The organism is Mycolicibacterium aurum (assembly GCF_900637195.1).
In the GTDB taxonomy this organism is placed as follows: domain Bacteria; phylum Actinomycetota; class Actinomycetes; order Mycobacteriales; family Mycobacteriaceae; genus Mycobacterium; species Mycobacterium aurum.
On sequence record NZ_LR134356.1, the window covers coordinates 3,014,205 to 3,036,421 of the forward strand.

General features: G+C 64.2%; 19 protein-coding genes. 6 read left to right on the top strand and 13 right to left on the bottom strand.

What is annotated here, in order from left to right; genetic code table 11:
• Nucleotides 1–3: 3 nt before the first annotated feature.
• The 3 genes from EL337_RS14330 to EL337_RS14340 form a co-directional block, all read right to left on the bottom strand.
• On the bottom strand, nucleotides 4–234 hold the full coding sequence (locus EL337_RS14330; protein WP_048630979.1) for an MbtH family protein: 231 nt from the start codon (nucleotides 232–234) through the stop codon (nucleotides 4–6).
• A gap of 111 nt (nucleotides 235–345) precedes the next feature.
• Nucleotides 346–1,614: a glycosyltransferase gene (locus EL337_RS14335; RefSeq protein WP_048631250.1), complete on the bottom strand. Its 1,269-nt coding sequence runs from the start codon at nucleotides 1,612–1,614 to the stop codon at nucleotides 346–348.
• 26 nt (nucleotides 1,615–1,640) lie between these two features.
• Nucleotides 1,641–2,399 carry a class I SAM-dependent methyltransferase gene (locus EL337_RS14340; RefSeq protein WP_048630980.1) on the bottom strand — a complete coding sequence of 253 codons (759 nt, stop codon included), beginning with the start codon at nucleotides 2,397–2,399 and terminating at the stop codon, nucleotides 1,641–1,643.
• A 134-nt stretch (nucleotides 2,400–2,533) separates the two neighbouring features.
• Between EL337_RS14340 and EL337_RS14345 the strand changes: the two genes are divergently transcribed.
• On the top strand, nucleotides 2,534–3,037 hold the full coding sequence (locus tag EL337_RS14345) for a DUF2505 domain-containing protein (protein WP_048630981.1): 504 nt from the start codon (nucleotides 2,534–2,536) through the stop codon (nucleotides 3,035–3,037).
• An 11-nt stretch (nucleotides 3,038–3,048) separates the two neighbouring features.
• Here EL337_RS14345 and EL337_RS14350 read toward each other — a convergent pair whose 3' ends face one another.
• Nucleotides 3,049–4,128, bottom strand: a complete 1,080-nt coding sequence (locus EL337_RS14350) for a class I SAM-dependent methyltransferase (RefSeq protein WP_232786725.1) — start codon at nucleotides 4,126–4,128, stop codon at nucleotides 3,049–3,051.
• A gap of 343 nt (nucleotides 4,129–4,471) precedes the next feature.
• Between EL337_RS14350 and EL337_RS14355 the strand changes: the two genes are divergently transcribed.
• Nucleotides 4,472–5,575: an NAD-dependent epimerase/dehydratase family protein gene (locus EL337_RS14355; RefSeq protein WP_048630983.1), complete on the top strand. Its 1,104-nt coding sequence runs from the start codon at nucleotides 4,472–4,474 to the stop codon at nucleotides 5,573–5,575.
• 216 nt (nucleotides 5,576–5,791) lie between these two features.
• Complete coding sequence (locus tag EL337_RS14360; protein WP_048631251.1) at nucleotides 5,792–6,469, top strand: rhamnosyl O-methyltransferase; 678 nt, start codon at nucleotides 5,792–5,794, stop codon at nucleotides 6,467–6,469.
• A gap of 91 nt (nucleotides 6,470–6,560) precedes the next feature.
• Here the strand turns inward: EL337_RS14360 and EL337_RS14365 are convergent, their stop codons facing one another.
• Nucleotides 6,561–7,541: an NAD-dependent epimerase/dehydratase family protein gene (locus tag EL337_RS14365; RefSeq protein ID WP_048630984.1), complete on the bottom strand. Its 981-nt coding sequence runs from the start codon at nucleotides 7,539–7,541 to the stop codon at nucleotides 6,561–6,563.
• 48 nt (nucleotides 7,542–7,589) lie between these two features.
• Nucleotides 7,590–8,972, bottom strand: coding sequence for a nucleotide sugar dehydrogenase (locus EL337_RS14370; RefSeq protein ID WP_048630985.1), 1,383 nt, complete (start codon nucleotides 8,970–8,972; stop codon nucleotides 7,590–7,592).
• A gap of 398 nt (nucleotides 8,973–9,370) precedes the next feature.
• On the opposite strand from EL337_RS14370, the gene EL337_RS14375 reads away from it, so the two are divergent.
• Nucleotides 9,371–10,045 (top strand): rhamnosyl O-methyltransferase, encoded by a 675-nt coding sequence (locus tag EL337_RS14375; RefSeq protein WP_109519793.1) that lies wholly within the window; start codon nucleotides 9,371–9,373, stop codon nucleotides 10,043–10,045.
• A gap of 58 nt (nucleotides 10,046–10,103) precedes the next feature.
• Here EL337_RS14375 and EL337_RS14380 read toward each other — a convergent pair whose 3' ends face one another.
• On the bottom strand, nucleotides 10,104–11,402 hold the full coding sequence (locus EL337_RS14380; RefSeq protein ID WP_048630986.1) for a glycosyltransferase: 1,299 nt from the start codon (nucleotides 11,400–11,402) through the stop codon (nucleotides 10,104–10,106).
• A 192-nt stretch (nucleotides 11,403–11,594) separates the two neighbouring features.
• Here EL337_RS14380 and EL337_RS14385 point away from each other — a divergent pair, with 192 nt between their 5' ends.
• A complete protein-coding gene (locus EL337_RS14385) occupies nucleotides 11,595–13,235 on the top strand; it encodes a GMC oxidoreductase (RefSeq protein WP_232786726.1) in 1,641 nt (546 codons plus the stop codon).
• Between the two features lie 16 nt (nucleotides 13,236–13,251).
• Here EL337_RS14385 and EL337_RS14390 read toward each other — a convergent pair whose 3' ends face one another.
• From EL337_RS14390 to EL337_RS14410, 5 genes are all read right to left on the bottom strand, one after another.
• A complete protein-coding gene (locus EL337_RS14390) occupies nucleotides 13,252–14,265 on the bottom strand; it encodes a Gfo/Idh/MocA family protein (protein ID WP_048630987.1) in 1,014 nt (337 codons plus the stop codon).
• Nucleotides 14,266–14,422: 157 nt separating this feature from the next.
• The gene (locus EL337_RS14395; protein WP_083442995.1) at nucleotides 14,423–15,361 is read right to left on the bottom strand and encodes a Gfo/Idh/MocA family protein; all 939 of its coding nucleotides are present in this window, start codon (nucleotides 15,359–15,361) and stop codon (nucleotides 14,423–14,425) included.
• 90 nt (nucleotides 15,362–15,451) lie between these two features.
• Nucleotides 15,452–16,258, bottom strand: a complete 807-nt coding sequence (locus tag EL337_RS14400) for a TylF/MycF family methyltransferase (RefSeq protein WP_048630989.1) — start codon at nucleotides 16,256–16,258, stop codon at nucleotides 15,452–15,454.
• A 142-nt stretch (nucleotides 16,259–16,400) separates the two neighbouring features.
• The gene (locus EL337_RS14405) at nucleotides 16,401–17,675 is read right to left on the bottom strand and encodes a glycosyltransferase (protein ID WP_048631254.1); all 1,275 of its coding nucleotides are present in this window, start codon (nucleotides 17,673–17,675) and stop codon (nucleotides 16,401–16,403) included.
• A 29-nt stretch (nucleotides 17,676–17,704) separates the two neighbouring features.
• Complete coding sequence (locus tag EL337_RS14410; RefSeq protein ID WP_048630990.1) at nucleotides 17,705–18,694, bottom strand: sulfotransferase family protein; 990 nt, start codon at nucleotides 18,692–18,694, stop codon at nucleotides 17,705–17,707.
• Nucleotides 18,695–19,202: 508 nt separating this feature from the next.
• Between EL337_RS14410 and EL337_RS14415 the strand changes: the two genes are divergently transcribed.
• Entirely contained in the window at nucleotides 19,203–20,477 is a 1,275-nt protein-coding gene (locus EL337_RS14415; RefSeq protein ID WP_126316582.1) for a hypothetical protein, read from the top strand.
• Here EL337_RS14415 and EL337_RS14420 read toward each other — a convergent pair whose 3' ends face one another.
• Nucleotides 20,478–21,992 (bottom strand): MFS transporter, encoded by a 1,515-nt coding sequence (locus EL337_RS14420; RefSeq protein ID WP_053086817.1) that lies wholly within the window; start codon nucleotides 21,990–21,992, stop codon nucleotides 20,478–20,480.
• Nucleotides 21,993–22,217: the final 225 nt, after the last annotated feature.

A 22,217-nucleotide genomic window follows, 5' to 3' on the forward strand; every position in this document is an offset into this window, starting at 1 on the left:
GCCTTAGTTATCGGACACCCCGCCCGCCGCCAGCCGTTCGCGCAGTGTTCTCGGCCGGATGTCAGTCCAGTTCGATTCGATGTACTCCAGACACTCGGCGCGGCTCGCTTGGCCGTGGACCACCCGCCACCCGGCCGGCACGTCGGCGAAGGTCGGCCACAGGCTGTGCTGGCCTTCGTCGTTGACCAGGACGACGAAGCTGCCCTTGTCGTCGTCGAACGGATTGATGCTCAACGGTGCTCCAAAATGTAATTGACGCTGGTGTAACAATTTGCCAACTTTACGTCCTGCTGTGACCCCTGTCACTGGGTGTGATCCTTGTCACGCCGCTGAAGAGGGGTCCGATCACCCGACCCGCTGGGTGTGCACCGCCCGCTCCAGCAGGTCCGCTGTGGTCGATGCGCTGACAGCAGGTTCGGTGATCCGGGAGGCCAGCTCGCGAGCTCGGGTGCGGTACCCGGGATCGAGAATGGTCCACAGGTCGGCAACCAGCGTGGCCTCGGTTGCGGTGGAAAACCGCCGGGCGGTGCCTACTTTCAGTCGTTTGACAGCGCCTCCGTAGACCGCGTGCACCATGTCCCAGTAGAGGATCAGCTGCGGCACCCCGGCGCGCATCGCAATGGGCGTTGTGCTGGAGCCGCCATGGTGCACGAGCGCGCGACAACGGGGGAAGACGCTCGGATAGTTCAGCATGCCGACCACTTTGATGTTGTCACCGTGCGGGACTTTGCTGAAGTCGGTCCCGGCGGCTCCGATCAGCGCACGTTCGCCAAGGGCGTCGCAGGCCGCGCCGATCATGGCGATCGTGTCCGCAGGCGACTCCACGGGGATGCTCCCGAACCCGAAATAGATCGGCGGGGTTCCCGCGGCGATCCACGACGAGACCTCGTCGTCGGCTTCGGTCGACAACCCCAGCGTCAGTGTCCCCACGAACGGTCGCTGGGCGGCGTGTTCTGCCCATTCGGCCGCGAGCCCGGGAAAGCACGCCTCGTCGTAGGCCTGGACTTCCAGCGATCCCCGCTGGGTGATGCGCTGCGGCGCGGACCCTGTCGCCTGCGGGAGACCGAGTTCGCGGCGCTGCGTGTCCTCGACCGTCTTCGTGACGCGCCACGACAGCCACCAGAACGCGCGCACTGCCAGACGACCCACCCGCGCAGGCAGGAATGTCAGGACCTGACCGTTGGGCCGTAGCGGGAAGTAGTGCAACGTGGCCAGCGGAATGTCGTGATGCTCGGCGACATTGGCTGCGGCATCTTCGAAGTTGATGCCGGTGAAGATCAGGTCGGCTCCGTCCGCCAGTGTCATCAGCGTCGTGCTCATCTCCTGCCATCCCGCGAGGAGCGGGCCTGCGATCTCCACCCGAGCGCGGATCAGTTCGCGTATCCGCCAGGGGGTGCGGAAGAAGCAGGTCCAGAAGTCGCGGTGAGCGTCGAGGATGGTCTGTGACTCCGGACCGAAGCCGATCGCCGGCACGCCGGCCGCCTCCGTGAAGTCGACGAGGTCCGGCGGGACGGCCATCGCGACGTCGTGGCCCCGTCGGACGAGCTCGCGGCCGACGGCGGCCGACGGTTCGATGTCGCCCCGGCTCCCCCACGTGGCCAGCACGAACTTCATCGGCACTCCCGCGCAATCATGCAGCGCTATTTCGGCGTCGAGCCGGCGCCGCTACCGAGGAGCTCGTCGACATACCGCGGCGGCTTGAGATTGAGGAGGCGCTTTCGATCGGCTTTGAGATCTGCGTAGGTGAGCGCCTCGACCTGTTCCGGCGTGTAGGGCAGCGTGGATTCCGGAGTCCCTTTGCGCACGAAGCCGACACCCTGGTCGCATTTGAGGACGCCGACCAGCAGATCGGGACGGGTGCTACGCAGGTGAACGATCGCTTTCCACACATCGCCGTTCCACAGCCCGATCACCAGCGGACCCTTCTGCTGGGCGATGAAGTCGTCCCAGGACTCCGCGCGGCGGCCGGCCAGCTCGAACGGGGGGTTGCAGTCGTGGAGGAAGATGACGCCGTCCTCGCGTAGGTACTGCACCGTGTACTCGACATCGCGCACCACCTGCTCGTAGGTGTGCAGCCCGTCGATCAGCGCGACGTCGATCGGGTGGCGCTCGAGCAGAGCCCTCTCGTTGTCGAAGAAGGCGTCGCTGGTGGTCTCGAAGTAATGGGTGGTGCGCGCCTTGGCATCTGCGAGTTCGCGAGTGCGCTCCGAAAGCTTGAACGCCGGGTCGACAGCGATCTTGACGTCGGCACTGATCCGCTGGAACGCCTGCCCCCGCGACACGCCGATTTCCAGGTAGACGGGGTTCGTCCGGCCGTCGAGTGCCCGCTGCACGGCCCTGATCCGGTTCACGCCCGGCCAGGCGTCTGCCAACATCACCAGCCCGTTGTTGATGTTCACGCGACGATCCTGCCCATAAATTGACGATCCTGCCTATAAAACGGGCTAACTGGTCCACATGCCGGCCGGAGGTTGCCAGAATCGAGACCTGGCGCGCATCGTTGTCAGGTGGCGACTGAGGAGGTAGAGGGCCAGTGGCTCGTTCGTTCAGCGGCTCGGCCGAATCCACCGCGAGCGTCGAGGGAATCCATACGGCCTTCGGTCGCGAGGACTACTGGCGGGATCGCCTGGCGACCAGCAAGGTCGTCACCACGCTGGATTCGCTGGACGTCCACACCGACGGGACCGTCGCGGTGCGCTACACCGTGGACCTCGGCCGCCAGCTGCTCCCGGGGCCGGTAGCCACGCTCATGCCGGGCGGCGTGTCGATGCAGTACCGGGAGACGTGGAGCCCCGAGGGCGACCGGCAGGTGTGCGGTCGGATCGCCGTGTCGGTCTCCGGCGGCCTGGGATCGTGTGACGCGCAGACGTGGCTGGAGCCGGTCGCGCACGGGTCGCAATTGCGCTTCACCGGCCGCGTGGCGGTGAGGATCCCGTTGGTGGGCGGGAGCCTGGAGAAGTCCATCGGAGCCGATTTGGCCCAGAACATCCCCTCGGTGCTGAGCTACACCGCCGACTGGATTACCGAACGTGCGTGAGTCGTTGCCGCTCAGGACCTTTGGTGTCCAATGCTGCCCAGGCCGGTAATCTCCAGGCTGACCGACTTCCGCTGCCCGGCTGCACCGAGCATGAACGCGATGTCGCCGATCGGTGCGCCCAGCCAGAATCGCCAGAACCGTTTCTCGAAGAAAGTCCATACATAGCGGCCGTCCCCCAGTGACCAGTACCCGGCGATCAAGATGAGGTAGTACGCGAGGCGCTTCCACCGCGCCGTGACCATCTCGACGTTCATCTCCCAGATCTCCAGGCCCCACGCCCGGTATCGCCACTGCAGCCCGTACTTGCTCTGGAATTCGTAGAACGCGCGCATCTCGCCGTTGGTCACCAGGTACTCGTCGAATACTAGGATCGATCCTTCGACGAAGCGGTCCTTGCAGGTCTCCAGTGCGTGCAGGCAGCTCTCGTAGGTGTCCAGGTCCATGTGGAACAGCGCGATCGGCGCCGCCGGTTTGGAGGCGAGAAATGGTTCGAGCGTGTCGTAGGTGCTGCCCTTGATGAACTGCACGTCGCGGCCGAGCGCAGGTGGTATCCCGTCACGCAGGGTGACGCCGGTATCGGTGATGAAGCGCTTGGCGAGAGGTTCGGTCAGGGAGAAGGTTCCGCGTTTGATGACGAGTTGGTCGTCGATCTGCCAGTCCTCGACAAGACCTTCGAAAGTATCGAAACCGTAGACCGGGCGACCGCTCGCGTCGGCGGTCAGCCGGGTCGACCATCCGATCCACACGCCGAGGTCCAGTACCAGCGCGTCGGCGTCGGCGCCCGCCGGCGGAGCGAGCTGCGATGCCTCCCGCAACAGGGTGTGGTCGGCAATCCTGCACTGCCGCAAGTCTTCGAGGGACTGTCCGATGAATGCCCGGTAGTCATCGTCGTAGACCCTGATGTCCCGGGCGTACAGATTCGGGATGAACCGATCGCGACCACGGTAGAGCGCCCGGGCGCACACGAGCGCGACCAGCAGCACCCCGATGACAGCGAGAAGTGCCGGCGCGAAGTAACAGGCCGTGGCGACCCCGAGCGCGATGACGATGAGGATCGTCTTCCACACCTGATGCAGGGTCGTGCGATCCACGGTCTGTCTGCTCGTCCGATCTGCCGTCTGTCCGTCGACTACGCTCACCGGTTCTCCTCTGGGTCTCGGCTAGCAGAGTAGGGCGCCGGGCCCGAGTTTTGCCCCAGTCCGGACGCAATACTGACGAATGTGATAATTTTTGTCCCGAGCTGCACGATTTGTCGTCCCAGGTGGTGACCTTGCGCCAAATCGCCATCGGCACAACCGGTGATCCGCTGTTGGTCGAAGGCTTACTGCATTCAGGGTTGCGCGCGGAACTCGAGGGGATGCGCGCGACCGCGGTGGTTGCAGCCAGTCTCGGGCTGTCGCGGACGGCGCCCGGCAGCCACTGAAGGGACGGCAGTTGACGGCATCGGTTCTCATCACGGGCGGGGCGGGGTTCATCGGCTCAGCGCTCGCGCGACGGCTTGTGGACTCCGGCTGTGACGTGGCGGTGATGGATGTCCTTCACCCACAGGTACACCCCCGGCACACTGTGGTGCCGATTCCTTCAGAGGCCCGCCTGTTCACCGGTGACGTCACCCATGCTCCGGACTGGGACGCCGTGTTGCGCTTGTTCCAGCCAAGCCAGATCGTGCACTTGGCAGCAGAAACCGGTACGGCGCAGTCGCTTTCCGCGGCTACCCGGCACGGCTCGGTGAACGTGGTCGGCACAACCCAACTCGTCGACGCGTTGAGCAGGGCCGGATACATCCCAGAGCATCTGATCCTCGCGTCGTCGCGAGCGGTGTACGGCGAAGGGGCGTGGGGATTCGGAGCAGATGTCTTCTATCCACCGCCGCGAACCCACGCGCAACTGTCGGCAGGCCACTGGGACCCCAAGGGGCCCGATGGAGTCTCGGCGGCGCCGCTCGCGAGTGCGGCAAGTCGGACCGAACCCCGGCCCACGAACATCTATGCATCGACGAAGCTGGCGCAGGAGCACATTCTGGCGGCATGGACCGCCGCCCATGGCGCCGGGCTGAGCATCCTGCGACTGCAGAATGTTTTTGGTCCGGGTCAGTCGTTGACGAACTCCTATACGGGGATTGTCGCATTGTTCGCCCGGCTCTCCCGTGCGCGACAGTCTCTCGAGGTCTACGAGGACGGGCGGATCCTGCGCGACTTCGTCTACATCGATGACGTCGTCGACGCGTTGTTCGCTGCAGTGCGGCAGCCTTCGACCGACGCGCGCTGGTTCGACGTCGGATCGGGCGTCTCGACGACCATTCACGAATTGGCCGCGATGACAGCGCGCCTGTGTGGCGCCCCAGATCCGCGGGTCGTCGGCAAATTCCGCGACGGAGATGTGAGAGCGGCCAAGTGTGACATCCGGGCAGCCGTCGACGAACTCGGATGGCGACCTGAGTGGGCACTGGAGGACGGTTTGCTCGCTCTCCTCGATTGGATTGACAATCAGGCTGAAAGAACCGACGTACCAGGGGATCTGAGTGTGCTGACATCGTGACTAACAAAACTAACGGATAGGTCAATTTTAACTCGCGACAGGTAGTGGGTCAGCTAGCATGCTGCGGTGCAGAAAGAACACGGTGACGAGAGTCTGGGAACGTTGAGCCGCGACGAGTCGGGGACGAAAGCCAGTTTCGTGGACAGGAACTCGGTCCTTCGCATTGCCACGGCACTCTACGAGCAACGGCCGACTCCGTCGGGTCTCGGCAGAAGGCTGGCAAGTGGTGTTCTGGCGCCATTTCTGTATGAGTCGACGGGCTCAGAGGTCGAGGAGTACCACAAGTGGTACTACAACACGAACGTCTGGAAGCAGACCACATGGATGGGCGTCGACTGCTGGAAGTCGGTCAGCGACATGTGGAACTACCAAGAGATCCTGTTCGACCTGAAGCCTTCCCTGTTCATCGAATTCGGCTCAGCCCACGGCGGGTCTGCGATGTTCTTCGCCGACACGATGAGGCGCATCGGCGAACCATTCAACCTGCTCTCCGTGGATGTGACCCACCAATTGCTCAATCCGATCGCCCAGCGCGACCCCGACATCCAGTTCGTCAAATCACGCTCCACTGTGCCGGCCGTGGCCGAACGCATCCGCCGGCTACAGAACGAGCTGCCGGGCAAAACATTTGCGATCCTGGACAGTGACCACTCGATGGAGCACGTGCTTGCCGAGATGAAACTGCTGCGGCCGCTTCTGAAGAAGGGCGACTACCTCATCGTGGAGGATTCCATGCTGAACGGGCACCCGAACCTTCCTGGGTGGGGGCCTGGGCCGTACGAGGCCATTGAGGCATACGAGGCAGAGTTCCCGGACGACTACACCCACGATTTTGCGAGGGAGAACAAGTTCGGCTTCACTTTCGCGCCAAACGGATTCCTGGTCCGCAACTAGCGGGGCGCAAGCGTCAGGACACCTTGCCGGGTGTGACATCAAGCGGCGGCACAGATCTCGTGCCGCCGCTTCGGCACTCCAGCCCGAGCGCTCAGTCCAGGTACCAGGGATTCTCCCGCGCCCAGTCGATGGTGCGGCGAATCCCCTCCTCCAGATCGATCTTGAGCTGCCAGCCAAGCATCTGCTGCGCCTTCGTCGAATCAGGAACGCGGCGCGGAATATCCTCGTAGCGTGCGCCGTATCGCTCGGCGGTGTCGAATGCTGCCGTGCTCGACACGGCGTCCACCTTGGCGATCTTGATCGCGAGATCAACCGCTTCGCGCATCGTCGTCTCGGTCATGCTTCCGATGTTGAACACCTCTCCGATCGCCGCTTCGCTGCCCGCAGCCAGGAGTGTGCCGGCCACGGCGTCGTCGACGTAGGTGAAGCACCGGGTCTGGTCACCGGAATCATAGAGCAGGGGTTCCCGACCGTTGAGGATCCGGTGAATACTTTTGGACAGCACGAAAATCGGGTTCTGGCGGGGCCCGTACACGTTGAAGAACCGGACAACTGTGACTGGCAGGCCATGCGCGTCGTGCATGCCGAAGACCATGTGCTCGGCCATCGCCTTGCTGGTGCTGTAGCTCCAGCGGGCGGTTCGTGTCGACCCGAGAACGCGGTCGTCATCCTCTTTCCACGGGATGCCGGGATTCTTGCCGTACACCTCCGACGTGCTGGTGAATACCAGGCGGGCGCCGTGACGATGGCACAGAGTCAACACATTACGGGTTCCGATGACGCTGACATCGACGACGCGCAACGGATCCTCGACGTACTTGTTGACCCCCACCACAGACGCGAGGTGGAATACGGAGTCGACCTCAGGCGTGATGGCCGCCTCCAACGCCTCCAGATCGGTGACATCGCCCTGCACGAATCGGAAGCCGGGATACCGATCGAAGTCGATGCTCGTGTCGTGCGTGTTCTTCGCATAGTCGAACACGGTCACCGTGTCTCCGCGATCGAGCAGTGCGGTCACCAGATGCGATCCGACGAAGCCGTAGCCACCCGTGACAACGACATTGGGCATGGTTACCCTCTTTCCCTTTGTGCATGCGGGACGGCTTCACTGGTTCGGTCAGCGCCCGATGCCCTTGTATACGAATCCAGCCGCCCGCACGGCCGCGGGGTCGAAACTGTTGCGCCCGTCGAGGAACACGCACCCGTCCGTGGTGAGGTCTGCCAGCCGGGTCAACGGCACCTGGTGGAACTCCCGGTGCCCCGCCAGTACCACCAGTGCGTCGGCGTCCTTGACCGCCGACTCGATGTCCGGGGTCAACGGGATATCGGTGACCGACAGGGCCTCGTCGTCGTGCACCCAGGGGTCGTGGATCGACAACCGGCACCGGGAGTCTTCGAGCATCGACACGATGTACTTCGTCGGGGTCAGCCGGCAGTCACCGGTATTGTTCTTGAACGCGATGCCGAGCACCGCGATCTTGCAATCCTCGATGGTCTTTCCCTGCTCGGACAGGAGTTGTCCGAGCAGGCCGTAGGTGTAGCCGGGCATGGTGTCGTTGACGGTTCGTGATGTCCGCGGAATCGACAGGTCCAGTCCGAGGGACTGCCCGAGATGATTGATGAACCAAGGGTCTTTGGTGAGGCAGTATCCGCCGACACCCATGCTCGGACGCAGGATGTTGACCGGATTTCCGCCCTTGGGCATCGTGTTGGCGGCCTCGATGACTTGCAAGGCGTCCATCCCTAGCCGGTCGCATACCTTCGCGAGCTCGTTGGCCAGCGCGACGTTGAGGTCAACCCACATGTTGTCGGCGAGTTTGACCATCTCGGCGGTCCTCGGGTCCTCGACGATCACCGAGTCGACGCCCAGCGCATGCCGCCATAGGGTGGCGCACGCCCTCGCGCTGCATTCGTCGACGGCTCCGACGACGACGGGAATCGATGTCAGCTCGTGTATGGCCTGCCCCTCGGCAAGGCGCTCGGGACAAAAGGCCAGACCGAAATCCACGCCGGCGCGCAGTCCCGAGGCGTCTTCAAGGATGGGCTTGACCAGGTTTTCAGTGGTGTCCGGCGGAACGGTGCTCTTGAGGATCACGACGTGCCCTGGCTGCAGGTGTTCTCCGACAGCGCGCGCGGCGGCTTTGATGTCGTCGACGATAGGTTCGTAGTCCGGACCCAACGGCGTGCCCACGTTGACGATAACGAAATCGTTGTCGGCGACGGCGCTGAAATCTGTTGTGGCGCGGAGGCGGCCGATCCGCACGTTGTTGGCCACCATCTCGCCCAGGCCGGGTTCGGACACCGACGTTCTGCCCTGATTGATGTCGTCGACGACGCTGCGGCGTACATCGATCCCGGTCACGGGCCATCCGCGATCAGCGAGCACCGCACCGATGACGGTACCGATGTATCCGAAGCCAACGACCGCGATCCCCGACCGCATGCCGCGGACCAGCAGATCGATTTCGGCGTCGCTGCGTCCGAATGCTCCCCTAGCCATGCGGTACCAAGCCCTTTCAGTCCCCCTGCGGAGTTCCGACGACGACGACAGCAAGGGGCCTCCCGCCACCCGCTCTGGCCGAATTGTAACTAACGCGGCCGTCAATCCGTTCGGGTTTATGAATTCTCGCGAATATCCGGCTGCTTCCGCGCGCGGCCCTGCCGGGTCGGTGGACAAGGCAGTTCTCCTCCGGCTCGGAGTTCGTCCAGACAGCCGCTTGAGGGGACTACGGCTGCTACTCTGCGGCCGTGCAAAGGCGTCAGAACATCGAAGAGCGGAATCAGGGCCGCACCAACCTTGCGCTGCGGCGGGAGTTGCCTTCTTACGGGCCAGGCGAAAAAGATCGCAAATCCATCGGCCAACTCGCCGTCGCCACCGCCAAATCATTGCGACGAGTCATGAATTCGGCACTGTCAATCGTCCTTTATCAGCCGTCGGGATCCGAGGGCGAGGAATATCACAAGTGGTACTACAACACTTTCGTGTGGAACAAGACCACCTGGCTCGGCGTCGAATGTTGGAAATCAGTCGCCGACATGTGGAATTACCAGGAGATCCTGTTCGACGTGAAGCCCTCGCTGATCATCGAGTTCGGATCCAATCGCGGCGGATCAGCGCTGTTTTTCGCCCACATCATGCAGCGTGTGGGTACGCCGTTCAAGGTGCTGTCGGTCGACATCAGCCATCAGCGCCTCGACCCCGCCACGACCAACGATCCCAACATCATCTTCTTCGAATCGTCGTCCATCGTCCCGGCGGTCGCTGACCAGATTGCGCGCCTGAAAGAGGAATTCCCGGGCCGGATTTTCGCCATTCTCGACAGCGATCATTCAAAGGATCACGTCCTGGCGGAAATGAAACTTCTTCGTCCCCTGCTGTCTGCCGGTGATTACCTGCTGGTGGAAGATTCCTGCGTCAATGGCCATCCGGTCCTTCCCGGCTGGGGACCAGGACCTTACGAAGCCATCCAGGCGTACGACAAGGAGTTCCCCGACGATTACACCCACGACGTGATGCGAGAGGACAAGTTTGGGTTCACGTTCGCTCCCAACGGCTTCCTCATCCGCAACTAGAGCCCACACCTTCGACAGCTGTGTGCGATTACGGCAAACATCGTCGACTGCTCACGCGTCAAGGGTGCCCGATGTGTCCGACGACGCTGCCGACTCGCGCGAACTCCTCGACGTGATCCGCCGCGGCCGCCGCGCTGGAGGCGGGCGTGGTCGTCTGTGCGGCGAGTGCACGCGCGCCCGCGAGGTAGCTCGGCGCCAGGATCCGGCGCAGATCCTTGACCAACGTCTTCTCGGTGGTGGTGGAGAACCGTCGTCCCGTGCCCACCTTGAGACGTTTGAGCTGGGCGGCGAAGAACGGCTGATCGGGCAATGTCCAGAGAATCAGCTGCGGGACCCCGGCGCGCAGGCAGGCGGCGAGGGTGCCCGAGCCGCCGTGATGCACCACCGCGCGGCACGTCGGGAAGATCGACGCATAGTTCACCTGCCCGACGAGCTTGACGTGATCGTATTCCGGTACGGCGCCGAAGTTCGTGCCGCCGGCACCGACCACGGCACGCAGTCCCAGCGTCGAGCATGCCGCGGCGATCATCGCAATCATCCTGGCCGGCAATTCGATTGGGACGCTGCCGAATCCAAAGAATAATGGCGGTTCCCCGCCGGCGATCCATGCCGCAATCTGTTGGTCGGACTCGGTGGGCGCTGCCAACGCCAACGTGCCGACGAACGGCCTCCGGGGAGGGCGTCGACTGTTCCAACGCGCCCATTCCGCGGCCAGGCCCGGGAAGCACACCTGCTCGTAAGCCTGAATCTCCAGAGCGCCCCTGTCGGCGATGCGCCGCGGCGCGGGACCCGTGCTGTCGGCCAGACCGATGTGTCTGCGCTGAGCATCCTCGGCTCTGCGCGTCCCCCGCCAGGCGGCCCAGTCGTTGGCCTGCATGACGAGCCGGCTCAACGGGGGCGGCAGGAACGGCAGCAGCCGGCCGTGCGCGCGGCACGGGAAGTACTGCAGTGCGGCGAACGGGATGTCGTAGGCGTCAGCGACATTGGCGGCGGGTTGTTCGAAGATCAATCCGGTGAGCAGAAGATCCGCGCCGGCGGATACCGAATACAGTGTCCTGGTCATCTCCGCCCAGCATTCAGCGGCGAACGCCTCAGTTTCGCGTGCCATCCGGCTGATCTCCCGGACCTTCCAGGGCGTCCGCGAGTAGCACGTGAAATATCTGCGCTGCAATTCCAAGATGGATTCGGAATCCAGACCGTAGGCCACCGTTTGCAAGCCGGCCGATTCGGCGAAACCCACCAGATTCGGCGGAACGGCGACCAACACGTCATGGCCACGCCGTTGCAGTTCTCGCGCCACCACGACTGCGGGTTCGACATCTCCGCGACCGCCGTAGCTCGACATCACGAACCTCATGTCAGGTCCTTCCGGTTCATCGCAATTTCCGATCTCTCGGACGTCGTGCGCGGACGCACGGTCGGTGCGGACATTATCTCCAGTTCTTGACGCGTAGGTAAGTAATCGACGGTGAGCGCCGCTGCGACCTTGGTAAGATCCCGAATTGCCGAGGCAGTGCGCCTGTTTGGGCTGACCGCTGAGGAGTGGGACTTGCCTGACACCATGATGGATGCGCGCGAAGCCGAACTCGTCATGTGGGACGTGATCGTGATCGGCGCAGGCATGGGCGGCGGCGTCCTCGGGCACAGGCTCGCACTTTCAGGTCGCCGGGTGCTCTATGTCGAGAAGGGCCGGTCGACCCTGCCCGGGGCCGCGGGAACGATTCGCGCCGCAGTTCCCGAGCTGGCGCAGCCGGAGGCGAGCCGATCGACCGCGGCGTACTACGACGCCCTCGCTCGTGCCGGCAGGTCGACCGATGAGGTCGAAGACATCAGCGGGCGGCGCCGGAAACGGTTTGTCCCGTTCATCGGTAGCGGCACCGGCGGATCTTCTGCACTCTACGGAATGGTCTGCGAACGCTTCTTCGCACGGGATTTCACGCCGCGACAGAATTTCGCCGACCCTGGTTCTTCGACGGTGCCCGACGCGTGGCCCATCGGATACGACGAGATGGCGCCGTGGTATTCGGAGGCCGAGACGCTGTTCGGTGTGCGTGGTCAGGCCGATCCCCTGCGCCCCGAGGCGGCCGCTGTCGGTTTGCCCGCGGCGCCGCCTTTCTCCGACGACAACCGCCCCCTCGTCGATCACCTGGCAGCGCGGGGCCTGAATCCGTACCACCTGCCGATGGCGTGCGACTACACCGAGGGATGCAGGACCTGCCAGACCTTCCTCTGTGACAGGCCGTGTAAGAACGAGGCGGCCCGAAACTGCGTACTACCTGCGGTATCCCGGTACGGTGCCCGGTTGCTGACCGAATGCCGGGTGCTGCGCCTGGATGCCGATCGTTCCCGGGTCCGGCACGTGGTCTGTGAGCATCGCGGCGGCACATTCGCTCTCAGGGGCAAGGTCGTGGTGCTGGCCGCCGGCGCACTGGCCACACCGGTGGTCCTGCTCAACTCCCGCTCAGGAGACTGGCCCCGCGGGCTGGCCAACGGTTCGGACTGGGTTGGCCGGAACCTGATGCGCCATCTTCTCGATCCGATCGAGATCTGGCCGGAACGTGACTCTGCCATCACGCATGCGAACAAAGAGATCGGTCTCAATGACTTCTACTTCTGGGAAGGCCAGAAGTTCGGAACCATACAGTCTTTCGGGGCGATTCCGCCTATGGAATGGATGATCAACCGGCCGGGAGCCCAGGGCAGGGCTCTACGTCTGATGGCACCGATCGTTCGTCAGGTCTACGAGAGATTCTTCACCGGAGGGCTGATTCTCGCCGCGATGATGGAAGACCTGCCTTACCTGGACAACCGTGTGCTGCCGGTCGACCGGCCCAGCTCCGACGGTCGCCAGCGGATGCGCATCCAGTACCGGCTGCACCCGGGTGAGATCAACCGGCACACCGAGTTCATGCGGTTGTTCAAGCAGATACTGACACCTTTTCGGACCCGCGTTCTTGGCAGCGGAAAGGACAACGCCAACCTTGGTCATGTGTGCGGCACATGCCGTTTCGGCACCGATCCTGCGACCAGTGTCCTCGACGCGTACAACCGGGCACACGAGGTGGAGAACCTCTATGTCGTGGACACCTCGTTCTTTCCCTCGAGCGCAGGGCTGAACCCCAGCCTGACTGTGGCGGCCAACGCATTGCGGGTGGCCGATCACATCAATCAGGTGGAATTCCCGAGCTGACGAGGTCGGCTGCGTGTCAACACGGCGTCGTTGAGGTCGGCTCACGGACCGGCAGCCCGGCACACCGGTAGACGTCATCGATGAGCGCCATGTTCTCGGCAGCATCCTCCGGCGTGGTCCGCACCGGCTCCCCCCGCAGGACTGCGCCTGCGAAGGTGTCGAGCTGATAGCTGTAGGTCGGACGCCGTGAAAACCACTCCACACGTCTGCCCTTCCCAGATCGGATGGACAGTCGTGGAAAGAGGTGCGGAGCTGCCGGACTCAGCACGCGTAGTTCGCCTCTGTCGCCCACCACCTTCGCGCTCGCCCGGAACAGGTCCGCCGACCACAGGGCGCAGCGTATGCGTCCGGTGTGCCCCTCGGGATACTGCAACTCTGCGGCCATCGCGCGATCCACGCGTGGATCCTTGAGTTTCGCCTGTGCTGAAACGACTTTCGGCGTGGAGCCGCCGAAGGTCCGTGCCATGTTGGCCACATAGCTGCCAGCGTCCATCATCGCGCCACCGGCGAGCGAGTAGTTGTAGCAGTTGGCGGTGAAAGGTCTCAGCATCACGCACAGCGCGACGTCGATCAGTTCCAGCGTGCCCAGCTCTCCTGAGGAGATGATCTCCTGCACGCGTAGCGTCAACGGATGATGCCGGAACTGGATGGCCTCCATCACGATCCGGTCCGATCTGGCTGCCAAGTCGGCGATCTCCCGCGCTTCGGTTCCGTTCGCGGTGAACGGCTTCTCGCACAGCACGTGTTTGCCGGCCGCGAGTGCTGCCCGGGTCCATCGTCCGTGCATGCTGGTGGGCACCAGTACGTAGATCGCATCGAGATCTGGATCATCGATCAGCGCCTCATAGCTTCCGTACGCGCGAGCGATTCCGTGTTTGGCCGCAAAAGTCTTGGCACTGTCGTCATCGCGGGCTGCGACGGCCGCCACCACGACTTCGTCGTTGTCGCGGGCGGGGTTGATCAGTGTCGTAGGAGCAAAACTCGAAGCGCCCAGAATGCCGATCCGCACTGGCGCCACGCTGTCAGGCATGGACCGACGCTAGCAGTAGACGCATACGGGCGAAGGGACTTTCCCTTACCAGTAGTGGCGTGCAGATCACACCGTCGGTCAACGCCGCACCATCCACATCAAGGATCTGTCGATGTGCGAAAAAGGTTCTGCCGCCCAGATGCATCAGCTGCAGACATCACGTGGGACGACGCGGTAACAGCCCGGCAGCGGTGTAGATCTCGTCGATCACCGACATGTTCTCGACGGCATCCTCAACTGTCGTGGGTACCGGCTCACCGCGAATCACCGCTGCGGCAAAGGCGTCGAGCTGGTAGGCGTAGGAGGTGCGGCCCGGAAAACGCTCGACCCGTTTTCCTTCGGCTGTTTTCACCCTCAGCCTGTGAAACAGGTGCGGCAACACCGGGTTGACCATCCGCAACGTTCCGCGAGTGCCGATAACCGTGGCGCTGACCCGCAGCAGATCCGAGGACCACATCGAGCAGCGGATGCGTCCGGTGTGCCCCTGCGCGAAGCGCAACGTAGCGGTCATGGCTCGGTCAATCTGCGGTCCGCGCATTTTCGCCTGCGCCGCAGTGATCTTGGGCGTGGAGCCACCCAACGTGCGGGCAATGTGGATCGCGTAGCAGCCGGCGTCCATGGTCGCACCTCCGGCGAGCGCATAGTCGTACCGGATGTCGGAGAACCTCGGCAGCGGGAAGCAGAAGCTGGCATCCACCTGGTGGAGAGTTCCGAGTTCCCCTGATGCCACAATCTCTTCGGCCCGTCGGGTCAACGGGTGGTAGCGGTAGTGGAAGGCCTCCATCACCACTCGCCCTGATGCCGCGGCCACCCCGGCGATGTGTTGCGCTTCGGAGGCGTTGGCGGCGAACGGCTTCTCGCACAGAACGTGCTTTCCGGCAGCTAGTGCGGCGAGGGTCCACCTTCCGTGCAAGCCGTTCGGCAATGGGTTGTAGATCGCATCCACCTCCGGGTCCGCGATCAGATCCTCATAGCTGTTGTGTACGCGCGCTATGGCGTACCTGTCCGCGAAAACTCTGGCGCGCGACACATCTCGGGCCGCGACCGATGCCACCTCGACTTCGGCGTTGTCGCGGGCCGGAATGACCAGCGCCATCGGTGCGATGTTCGCCGCACCGAGGATGCCGAACCGGATAGGCGTCCGCCGCTCAGTCACGACCGTCGCATGCCGGGTCGACGACTGCTGTCACTTGCGCCAAAACACGCCGGTGCCGTCGATGTCGACGATCGGGGCGGTGATCCCGTGTTTGCTGCGGTAGTCGGTGACAGCCAATTCGCATGCCTTGACGGCGCGGTAGTCGTCCACGATGCAGAAGCCACCGGGTGAGAGTTTGGGATACAGCGCGTCGATTGCCTGGATCGTGGACTCGTACAGATCGCCGTCGAGCCTCAACACCGAGATGCTCTCGATGGGCGCGTCGTCGAGGGTGTCCTTGAACCAGCCGGGCAGGAAGCGAACCTGCTCGTCGAGAAGTCCGTATCGCTCGAAGTTCGCGCGGACCTCTTCTTCGGAGACCCCGAGAATGCCCGCTGCGAAGTCAGCCCGAATTCCCCTGTCAGCCTCATACTTATCAGGATCTGAGCGCGGCACGCCCCGGAAGGAGTCGGCGAGCCAGACGCGACGCGACTCATCGCCGTATGCCGCGAGTACCCCGCGCATGAGGATGCACGCCCCGCCGCGCCAGACACCGCACTCGATCAGGTCGCCGGGGACGTCGTCCTCGAGTACCGTTTCGACGCACTCTTGCAGGTTGGTGAGTCGCTTCATGCCGATCATGGTCTCGGCTTCGGCCGGCCAGTCCAGTCCCAGGTCGCGCTTGTCCTCCGTGAACGGGCTCAATCCCAGTCGCAGCGGGCTGATTGTGTTGACCGCTTTGAACAGAAGGCGTCTGCGTAGCGGCCACCGTGACGGCAGGCGCTCGTGCATCCCGTATCTGGTCAGGTTGCGCCTCAGCAGATCCAGGTACAGCGATCGGACGTCGTAGCCGGTCACAGTCAAAAGCAGCCCCTATCTAGCTCCCCTGCTTACAGGCAGGGTGTGGACACCGGGCACAGTGTACGTACCAAATTAACGCACAAGTCAGTAATTGCGTAATTCGGCTTCCGCGCAAGTAGGTCGCATGGACGCCGTGTCGTCACCGCAGTCCGAGTATGTATTCCTCGATCCGATCTGCCGCCGCCGAGCAGCTCGTCACGGAGTCCGTCATCTGCGCCGCGACCTCCCGCGCACGTACCCTGTATTCGGGTGCGAGAACGGTCCGCAGGTCGGCGACCAGCGATTTTTCTGTAGTGGTTGAAAAGCGCCGCGCAGTACCCACTTTGAGATGCTTGATGGCGTGGCCCCAGACCACCTGCACGTCAGCCATCCACAGGATCAGAGTGGGTACACCAGCACGCAGGCTCGCCGCGGTGGTGCCGGCGCCACCGTGATGGACGACAGCTCGGCAGGCCGGGAAGATCCTGGAGAAGTCCACCGTACCGACGATTTTGACGTGTTCGGGCGCAGAGGTGGTGTCGAAATCGCTCCACCCGGCACCGACCAGAGCCCGATGATTCAGCCGAGCGCAGGCCGCAGCGATCATCGCGATCGTGTCGGCCGGCGATTCCACCGGGATGCTCCCGAAACCGAAGAAGATCGGGGGCGGCCCCGCCTGAATCCACGACAGGACCGCGTCGTCCGCGGCTGTCGGCGAGCTCAGGGTCAACGTGCCTACAAACGGTCGCCGGGGCGGTGTCCGGCTGTTCCACGGCTCCCATTCGGTGGCCAGGCCGGGAAAGCACACCTCGTCGTAGGCCTGGATCTCCAGCGCATTTCGGGCCGTCAACCGGGCCGGCGCCGACAGGGTGTTCTCAGGGAGGCCGAGAGTACGCCGCTGCGCCTCCTCGTTTGCCTTCACTCCGCGCGATACCAGCCATTCGTAGGCGGTCATTGCTGCGCGGATGATTGGCGCAGGCACAGAGGGCAGGAGATGTCCGTTCACCCGGACTGGAAACCACAGCAAGGTCGCCATGGGCATCGTGCGGTATTCCGCGACGTTGCAGACGAGTTCTTGATAGCTCATGCCCGAGATCAGCAGGTCGGCGTCCTCGGTCAGGGCGACCAGTGACGCGCTCATGTCCGCCCATGCGCGGGTGCCGGGCTCGCGGGAGTCGTGCAGCAACTTCTTGAGTTCGCCTACACGCCAGATGTTGCGGAAGAAGCGGGCCCAGAAGTTGCGCGTCGATTCCAGCCAAGCCTGATTGTCGGGGCCGTAGGCGACTACGTCGAGCCCCGCGGACTCGCCGAAAGCGATGAGGTCGGGTGGGACGGCGAGGCAGACGTCGTGTCCTCGGCGGGCGAGCTCGCGCCCGAGTGCGATTCCGGGCTCGACGTCTCCGCGGGTTCCGTAGAACGCCAGCACGATCTTCATCGGGTATTCACGGTCCACCACGAGCGCGCCTACGCCCAGGTACCCCGTCGAAGGTGGGCCAGCGCCAGGAGCTCTAGACCCACTTTCACCAGGGACGGCAGCATGAGCCGGTTCAGATTGCGATAGCGCTGTGAATCCTCGATAGCGGTTCGGAAACCTCGCTCGCTGGCCTCATACGCGTCGAAGACACGATCAAGGACGGCTTGGTCCCACGGTTCGTCACAGGCGGCGGCGGTCAGCTCGGCATAGACCGCACCCACCCAGTCGGTGCCAAACGGCTCGTTGACACACCCGCGATGGCGATGATGCCGCAGGCTGGGCGAGAGGAAATCGTCTATGACGGCCTCGTCCTGCCGGTCCAGATCGAGGTGTAGCGCCGAGCTGATCCGCTTCACCTCACGCCGCCAGTCATCGAGCAGGTTGCCGAAGTCAACGATCACCCGTGGCACATCGCGGGTGTCCTTTTCGGCGAGCAAGGTGTATTTGAGCCACCAGGCGCTACTGAGCTCCGGAGACGGGCGCACGTAATTCTGTTGGCTGGCCCGCTTTCCGATCGAGGCGGAGGCTTCCTCCGGGTGACGCATCGCGACGACGGCGGCCACGTCGAATCCTGCTCGGCGGGCACCTTCGAACCACAGCGTGGTCAGAGCGGTGATCTTGGGCTCCTTGATAACCACCAGCGGGGCACTGGGCAGCGTCGCGAAGAACTCCCGGATCCTGACCAGCGCGCGGTCGTCTTCAGCGTTCGAAAGCGCCCCCTGCTTCCGCAGCCCCAAGTCGTAGGCCGACATTCCCCGGCTACGCAGGATCACTTCGTTCAGGTGGATGGCGGCGCGCGGTTCCCAGAATCCCCGGGAATTCTCGGCGGTGGCGCCCAACAGGTTCGGCGGGAGCGCTGCACCGCACAAGGACAGAACCCGCGCCAGTGCTGATGTTCCGGAGCGTCCGAACCCCAGGACGAACAACGCGACGGGACGTGCCGGCGTGCGTCGTTGTGCGCTCAGACAGTCCAAGTCCATGGGTCAGCTACGCGAATCCCGTGCGTCGACGGCCAACGGTGTTTCCCGCTCCGCCCGCGCCATCCCCGCGGCGCTTGTCACGAGTCACCCGCGGGACGGCGTTGCATGCTGCTCACCGCGACAGGATAGGGATACAGCGCTCTATTCGGCAAGGTAACCCGCCAACCCGGCGGCATGACCCGAAAAGCGTTACCAGAGTGCATGTTGACGGCATTGCAAATTTTGACCGGGGGCGTCCAGTCCATCAGCTACGCTCTGGCGTGACAAACGGTACGAGCCGCCTCTGCGGGCGGCACGTCGCTTCCCGCGTCAGAAGGCGACTGCCTCGCCGCTCGCGCGGGCTGTTCTAGAGGTCATCGGAGGCGTGATAGTGGCAGTCCGGATACATTCGGCGCGTTCACATCTCGATGAGGGTGTACCGGCAGGCGATGTGTGGGCGGACAATCGGCTTGCGCTACTGGACCAAGCCTTCTACGAGGGCCACCGAGCGGCCGGACAGAAAGAGGTCATGCAGGTTGGCTGGGTTTACGACCGACCCATCGATCTCGACCAGCTCAGGCAGATGCAGGACGGGCTCGCGCGTGGGTTGCTCGGTCGTCTCATCGAACGCTCACCACTACCTTTCGGGCGACATCGCTGGGTCGCGGCGCCCGTACCCCGCAGACTCGCCGTCGCCGACCGTGCTCGCCCACGTTCAGAACTCGGCGACTGGTTCGACGAGTGCACGCAGCAGCTGATCGACCCGGAGTCCGGGCCCGGGTGGCGTATCGAGGTCCTCCCGCTGGCCGACGGCGCCACCGCCGTCAGCTTGGTGCTGTCGCACTATGTCATCGACGGCATCGGCGGTGCGGTCGCGGTGACCGAGGCCGTACTGGGGATGCCACGTGACCTCGGCTATCCGCCGCCACGAAGCCGTTCGCTTCGTCGGGCGCTGATCGAGGACGCAACACAGACATTCGGGGAGTTGCCGGCGGCCGCCCATGCTTTCGTGGCGGCGGTCCGAGAGGCTCGCCGGCGGCGCGACGAAGACGAACGGTCGCTGCCGTCCCGCGAGGTCCCCGAACCCGGGATCGACGCGGAAAATCCCGTTGTCGCTCCCAGTGTCTGGATACGTTTCGAGCAGAACGCGTGGAATGCGCGCGCCGCTGCACTGGGCGGCACCCACAGCACGCTCGCCGCCGCATTCACCGCCGCGCTGGACGCACGTATGGGTCGTCAGCACGGTGGCGTCGACGGCGTCCCCGTGCTGCTCACGGTCAATGACCGCACCAGCGGCGACGATGCGCGCGCGATCGCCGTGAAGTTCGTCAGAGCAAGGATCGGGGTTGCCGATCTGACCACGGATCTGGCGCCTGCCCGATCAGCCATCAAGAACGCGCTGAAGCTGGCGCAGGAAAACGACGACGGCGCAACGCAACTGGTACCACTGACCCCGTTCACGCCAAAGCGAACCTGGCGCGGACTCGCCGAGTACGCACGCAACGACCCCGAGCAGCCGGCGGTGTGCTCCAACCTGGGCGACACCGGGCCCGCGGCCATTCGTCCGGACGGCTCGCTGTGCGACGCCGCGTTCGCCCGAGGTGCCAGCCAGCACCTGACCCGCCGCTGGCTCGACCGCATCGGCAGTCAGGTGCACGTCTACTACGGCACTGCGACCGAGATGAACCTGGTCACGATCTACGTCTGCGCCTTCGGCTCCGGCTCGGTGAGCACCCGGGCCGAACTGGGCGCCCTCGTCGCGCGTGTCAGCCAAGAGTTCGGATTGGTCGGCAGGATCGAGTAGCTAATCGGCGAACTCGTCGCCGAACTCCTTTTGGGCCTGTCGTGCGTGCGCGACCTGGGCCGAGGTGTACCGAATGAACAGCGCCACCGCGCCGAGCAGGACCGCGACTCCCCCGAGCCACAGCACACCATGGGTGTAACTGTGGTCCAGGGCGGTGAGCTGAGCGCCGGTCATGCCCGAGACAGGACCGGTGGTGCCACCCAACTGCATTATGCGCCAGGTGATGACGGCCTGGATGACCACGAGTACTGCCGGACCGCCGACGCTTTGGAGCATCACGATGATCGCCGCGGTGGGACCGATGCGGTCGGGGCCGACACTGGCGATCAGCGAAAGGCCGAGGGGCACATTGATGATGCCGATGCCGAAAGCCCCGATCACGATCGGCACCAGCAGGTCCGGGAAATACGCCATGTCACCGTGCAGCGTCAGCCCACCGAACACCATTGCGCCGAGGACGAGGGTGCAGCCGCCGATGACGACCAGGCGGGGCGCCAGGGACATCACCACCCGTGAGGACACCGCGGTGCCCAGGGCCATCGCGACCGCGATCGGGATGAAGCCCACACCTGCTTGAGCGGGACTGAGTCCCATGATGTTCTGCACGTAGAACGCGACCAGAACCGTCAGTGTGAAACTCGTTCCGGTACAGAGAAACACGGCGACAAAGCACGCGATTCGGTCCCGGTCCCGGAACAGGCTGAACGGCAAGATCGGATTCTCCGCCGTCCGCTCGACGAAGATGAAAGCCAGCAATGCGGCCAGCGCCGCGAATCCGAGACCGAGCGTGGTGGCCGAGAGCCACCCTTTCTCCGGTCCCATCGACAAGCCGAACACGGTGGCCGTGATGGTCAGCGTGGCCAGCACCGCCCCAGCCACGTCGAGCCTCATTCGCTCCCTCTGGGTCTCCCTGAGCATGCCGCGGGCCACGCAGATCACCAGGATGCCGATGGGCACATTTACCAGGAACGCCAGTCGCCACGAGATCTCCGTGAGCAACCCGCCTGCCACCAGGCCCAGGACCGCGCCGATGCTGGCCAGCGCACCGAATACCGCGATCGCCGCGTTGCGCGCCGGGCCTTTCGGAAACGTGGTGGCCAGGAGGGCCGTACACGTGGGAGTGACGATCGCGGCGGCGACGCCGTGAAGCAGTCGAGCAACCACCAGCGAAGGTCCGTTCCACGCGATCCCACACAGGACCGACGCGAAGGTGAAGAGCGCAACTCCGGCGATGAACACGCGCTTGCGACCGAACGCGTCGCCGAGACGTCCGCCCAGCAGTATGAGCCCTCCGAACGTCAGCAGATAGGCGGTGATCACCCAGGCGCGTGTCGCATCGGAGAGACCCAGTTCGTTCTGGATTCGCGGCAGCGCGAACACCGCGACGGGTCCGTCCATCGCCGCCACCAACTGGACACCGCCGATCGCCAGGACCGGACCCAGGAAGTGTCGAGAGCGCAGCCAGCCCGGAGAAAACCGTCCTGGTGCGTGCAGCGCGGCCGATTCAGCCGACATCTATATATGCCCCGCTCTGCGTCGTGTACTGCCGGTGTAGCGCCCGACTGTAGCAGTCGGACCCCGCCCCGGGACGGCTAAACTGACGTCAGCGTATATTTGCGGTCCTCCCCTGCCTCCGGCGCGGGGACGACCGTCTGACGCCCCCGTCGAGCCTCAGAGGTGGGGCATTGCCACCGTGGGACAAGCCGTCGACGCCCCGCTGTCGGCCGATGGCGCGAGGCG

Excerpts from the sequence above, each read along its gene's own strand:
- EL337_RS14380 (WP_048630986.1), bottom strand. The coding sequence starts at position 11,402 with ATGAGGTTCGTGATGTCGAGCTACGGCGGTCGCGGAGATGTCGAACCC.
- EL337_RS14390 (WP_048630987.1), bottom strand. The coding sequence starts at position 14,265 with ATGCCTGACAGCGTGGCGCCAGTGCGGATCGGCATTCTGGGCGCTTCG.
- EL337_RS14420 (WP_053086817.1), bottom strand. The coding sequence starts at position 21,992 with ATGTCGGCTGAATCGGCCGCGCTGCACGCACCAGGACGGTTTTCTCCG.
- EL337_RS14405 (WP_048631254.1), bottom strand. The coding sequence starts at position 17,675 with ATGAAGATCGTGCTGGCGTTCTACGGAACCCGCGGAGACGTCGAGCCC.
- EL337_RS14335 (WP_048631250.1), bottom strand. The coding sequence starts at position 1,614 with ATGAAGTTCGTGCTGGCCACGTGGGGGAGCCGGGGCGACATCGAACCG.
- EL337_RS14375 (WP_109519793.1), top strand. The coding sequence starts at position 9,371 with ATGAATTCGGCACTGTCAATCGTCCTTTATCAGCCGTCGGGATCCGAG.
- EL337_RS14370 (WP_048630985.1), bottom strand. The coding sequence starts at position 8,972 with ATGGCTAGGGGAGCATTCGGACGCAGCGACGCCGAAATCGATCTGCTG.
- EL337_RS14365 (WP_048630984.1), bottom strand. The coding sequence starts at position 7,541 with ATGCCCAATGTCGTTGTCACGGGTGGCTACGGCTTCGTCGGATCGCAT.
- EL337_RS14415 (WP_126316582.1), top strand. The coding sequence starts at position 19,203 with ATGCAGGTTGGCTGGGTTTACGACCGACCCATCGATCTCGACCAGCTC.
- EL337_RS14395 (WP_083442995.1), bottom strand. The coding sequence starts at position 15,361 with ATGGCGCTGGTCATTCCGGCCCGCGACAACGCCGAAGTCGAGGTGGCA.
- EL337_RS14410 (WP_048630990.1), bottom strand. The coding sequence starts at position 18,694 with ATGGACTTGGACTGTCTGAGCGCACAACGACGCACGCCGGCACGTCCC.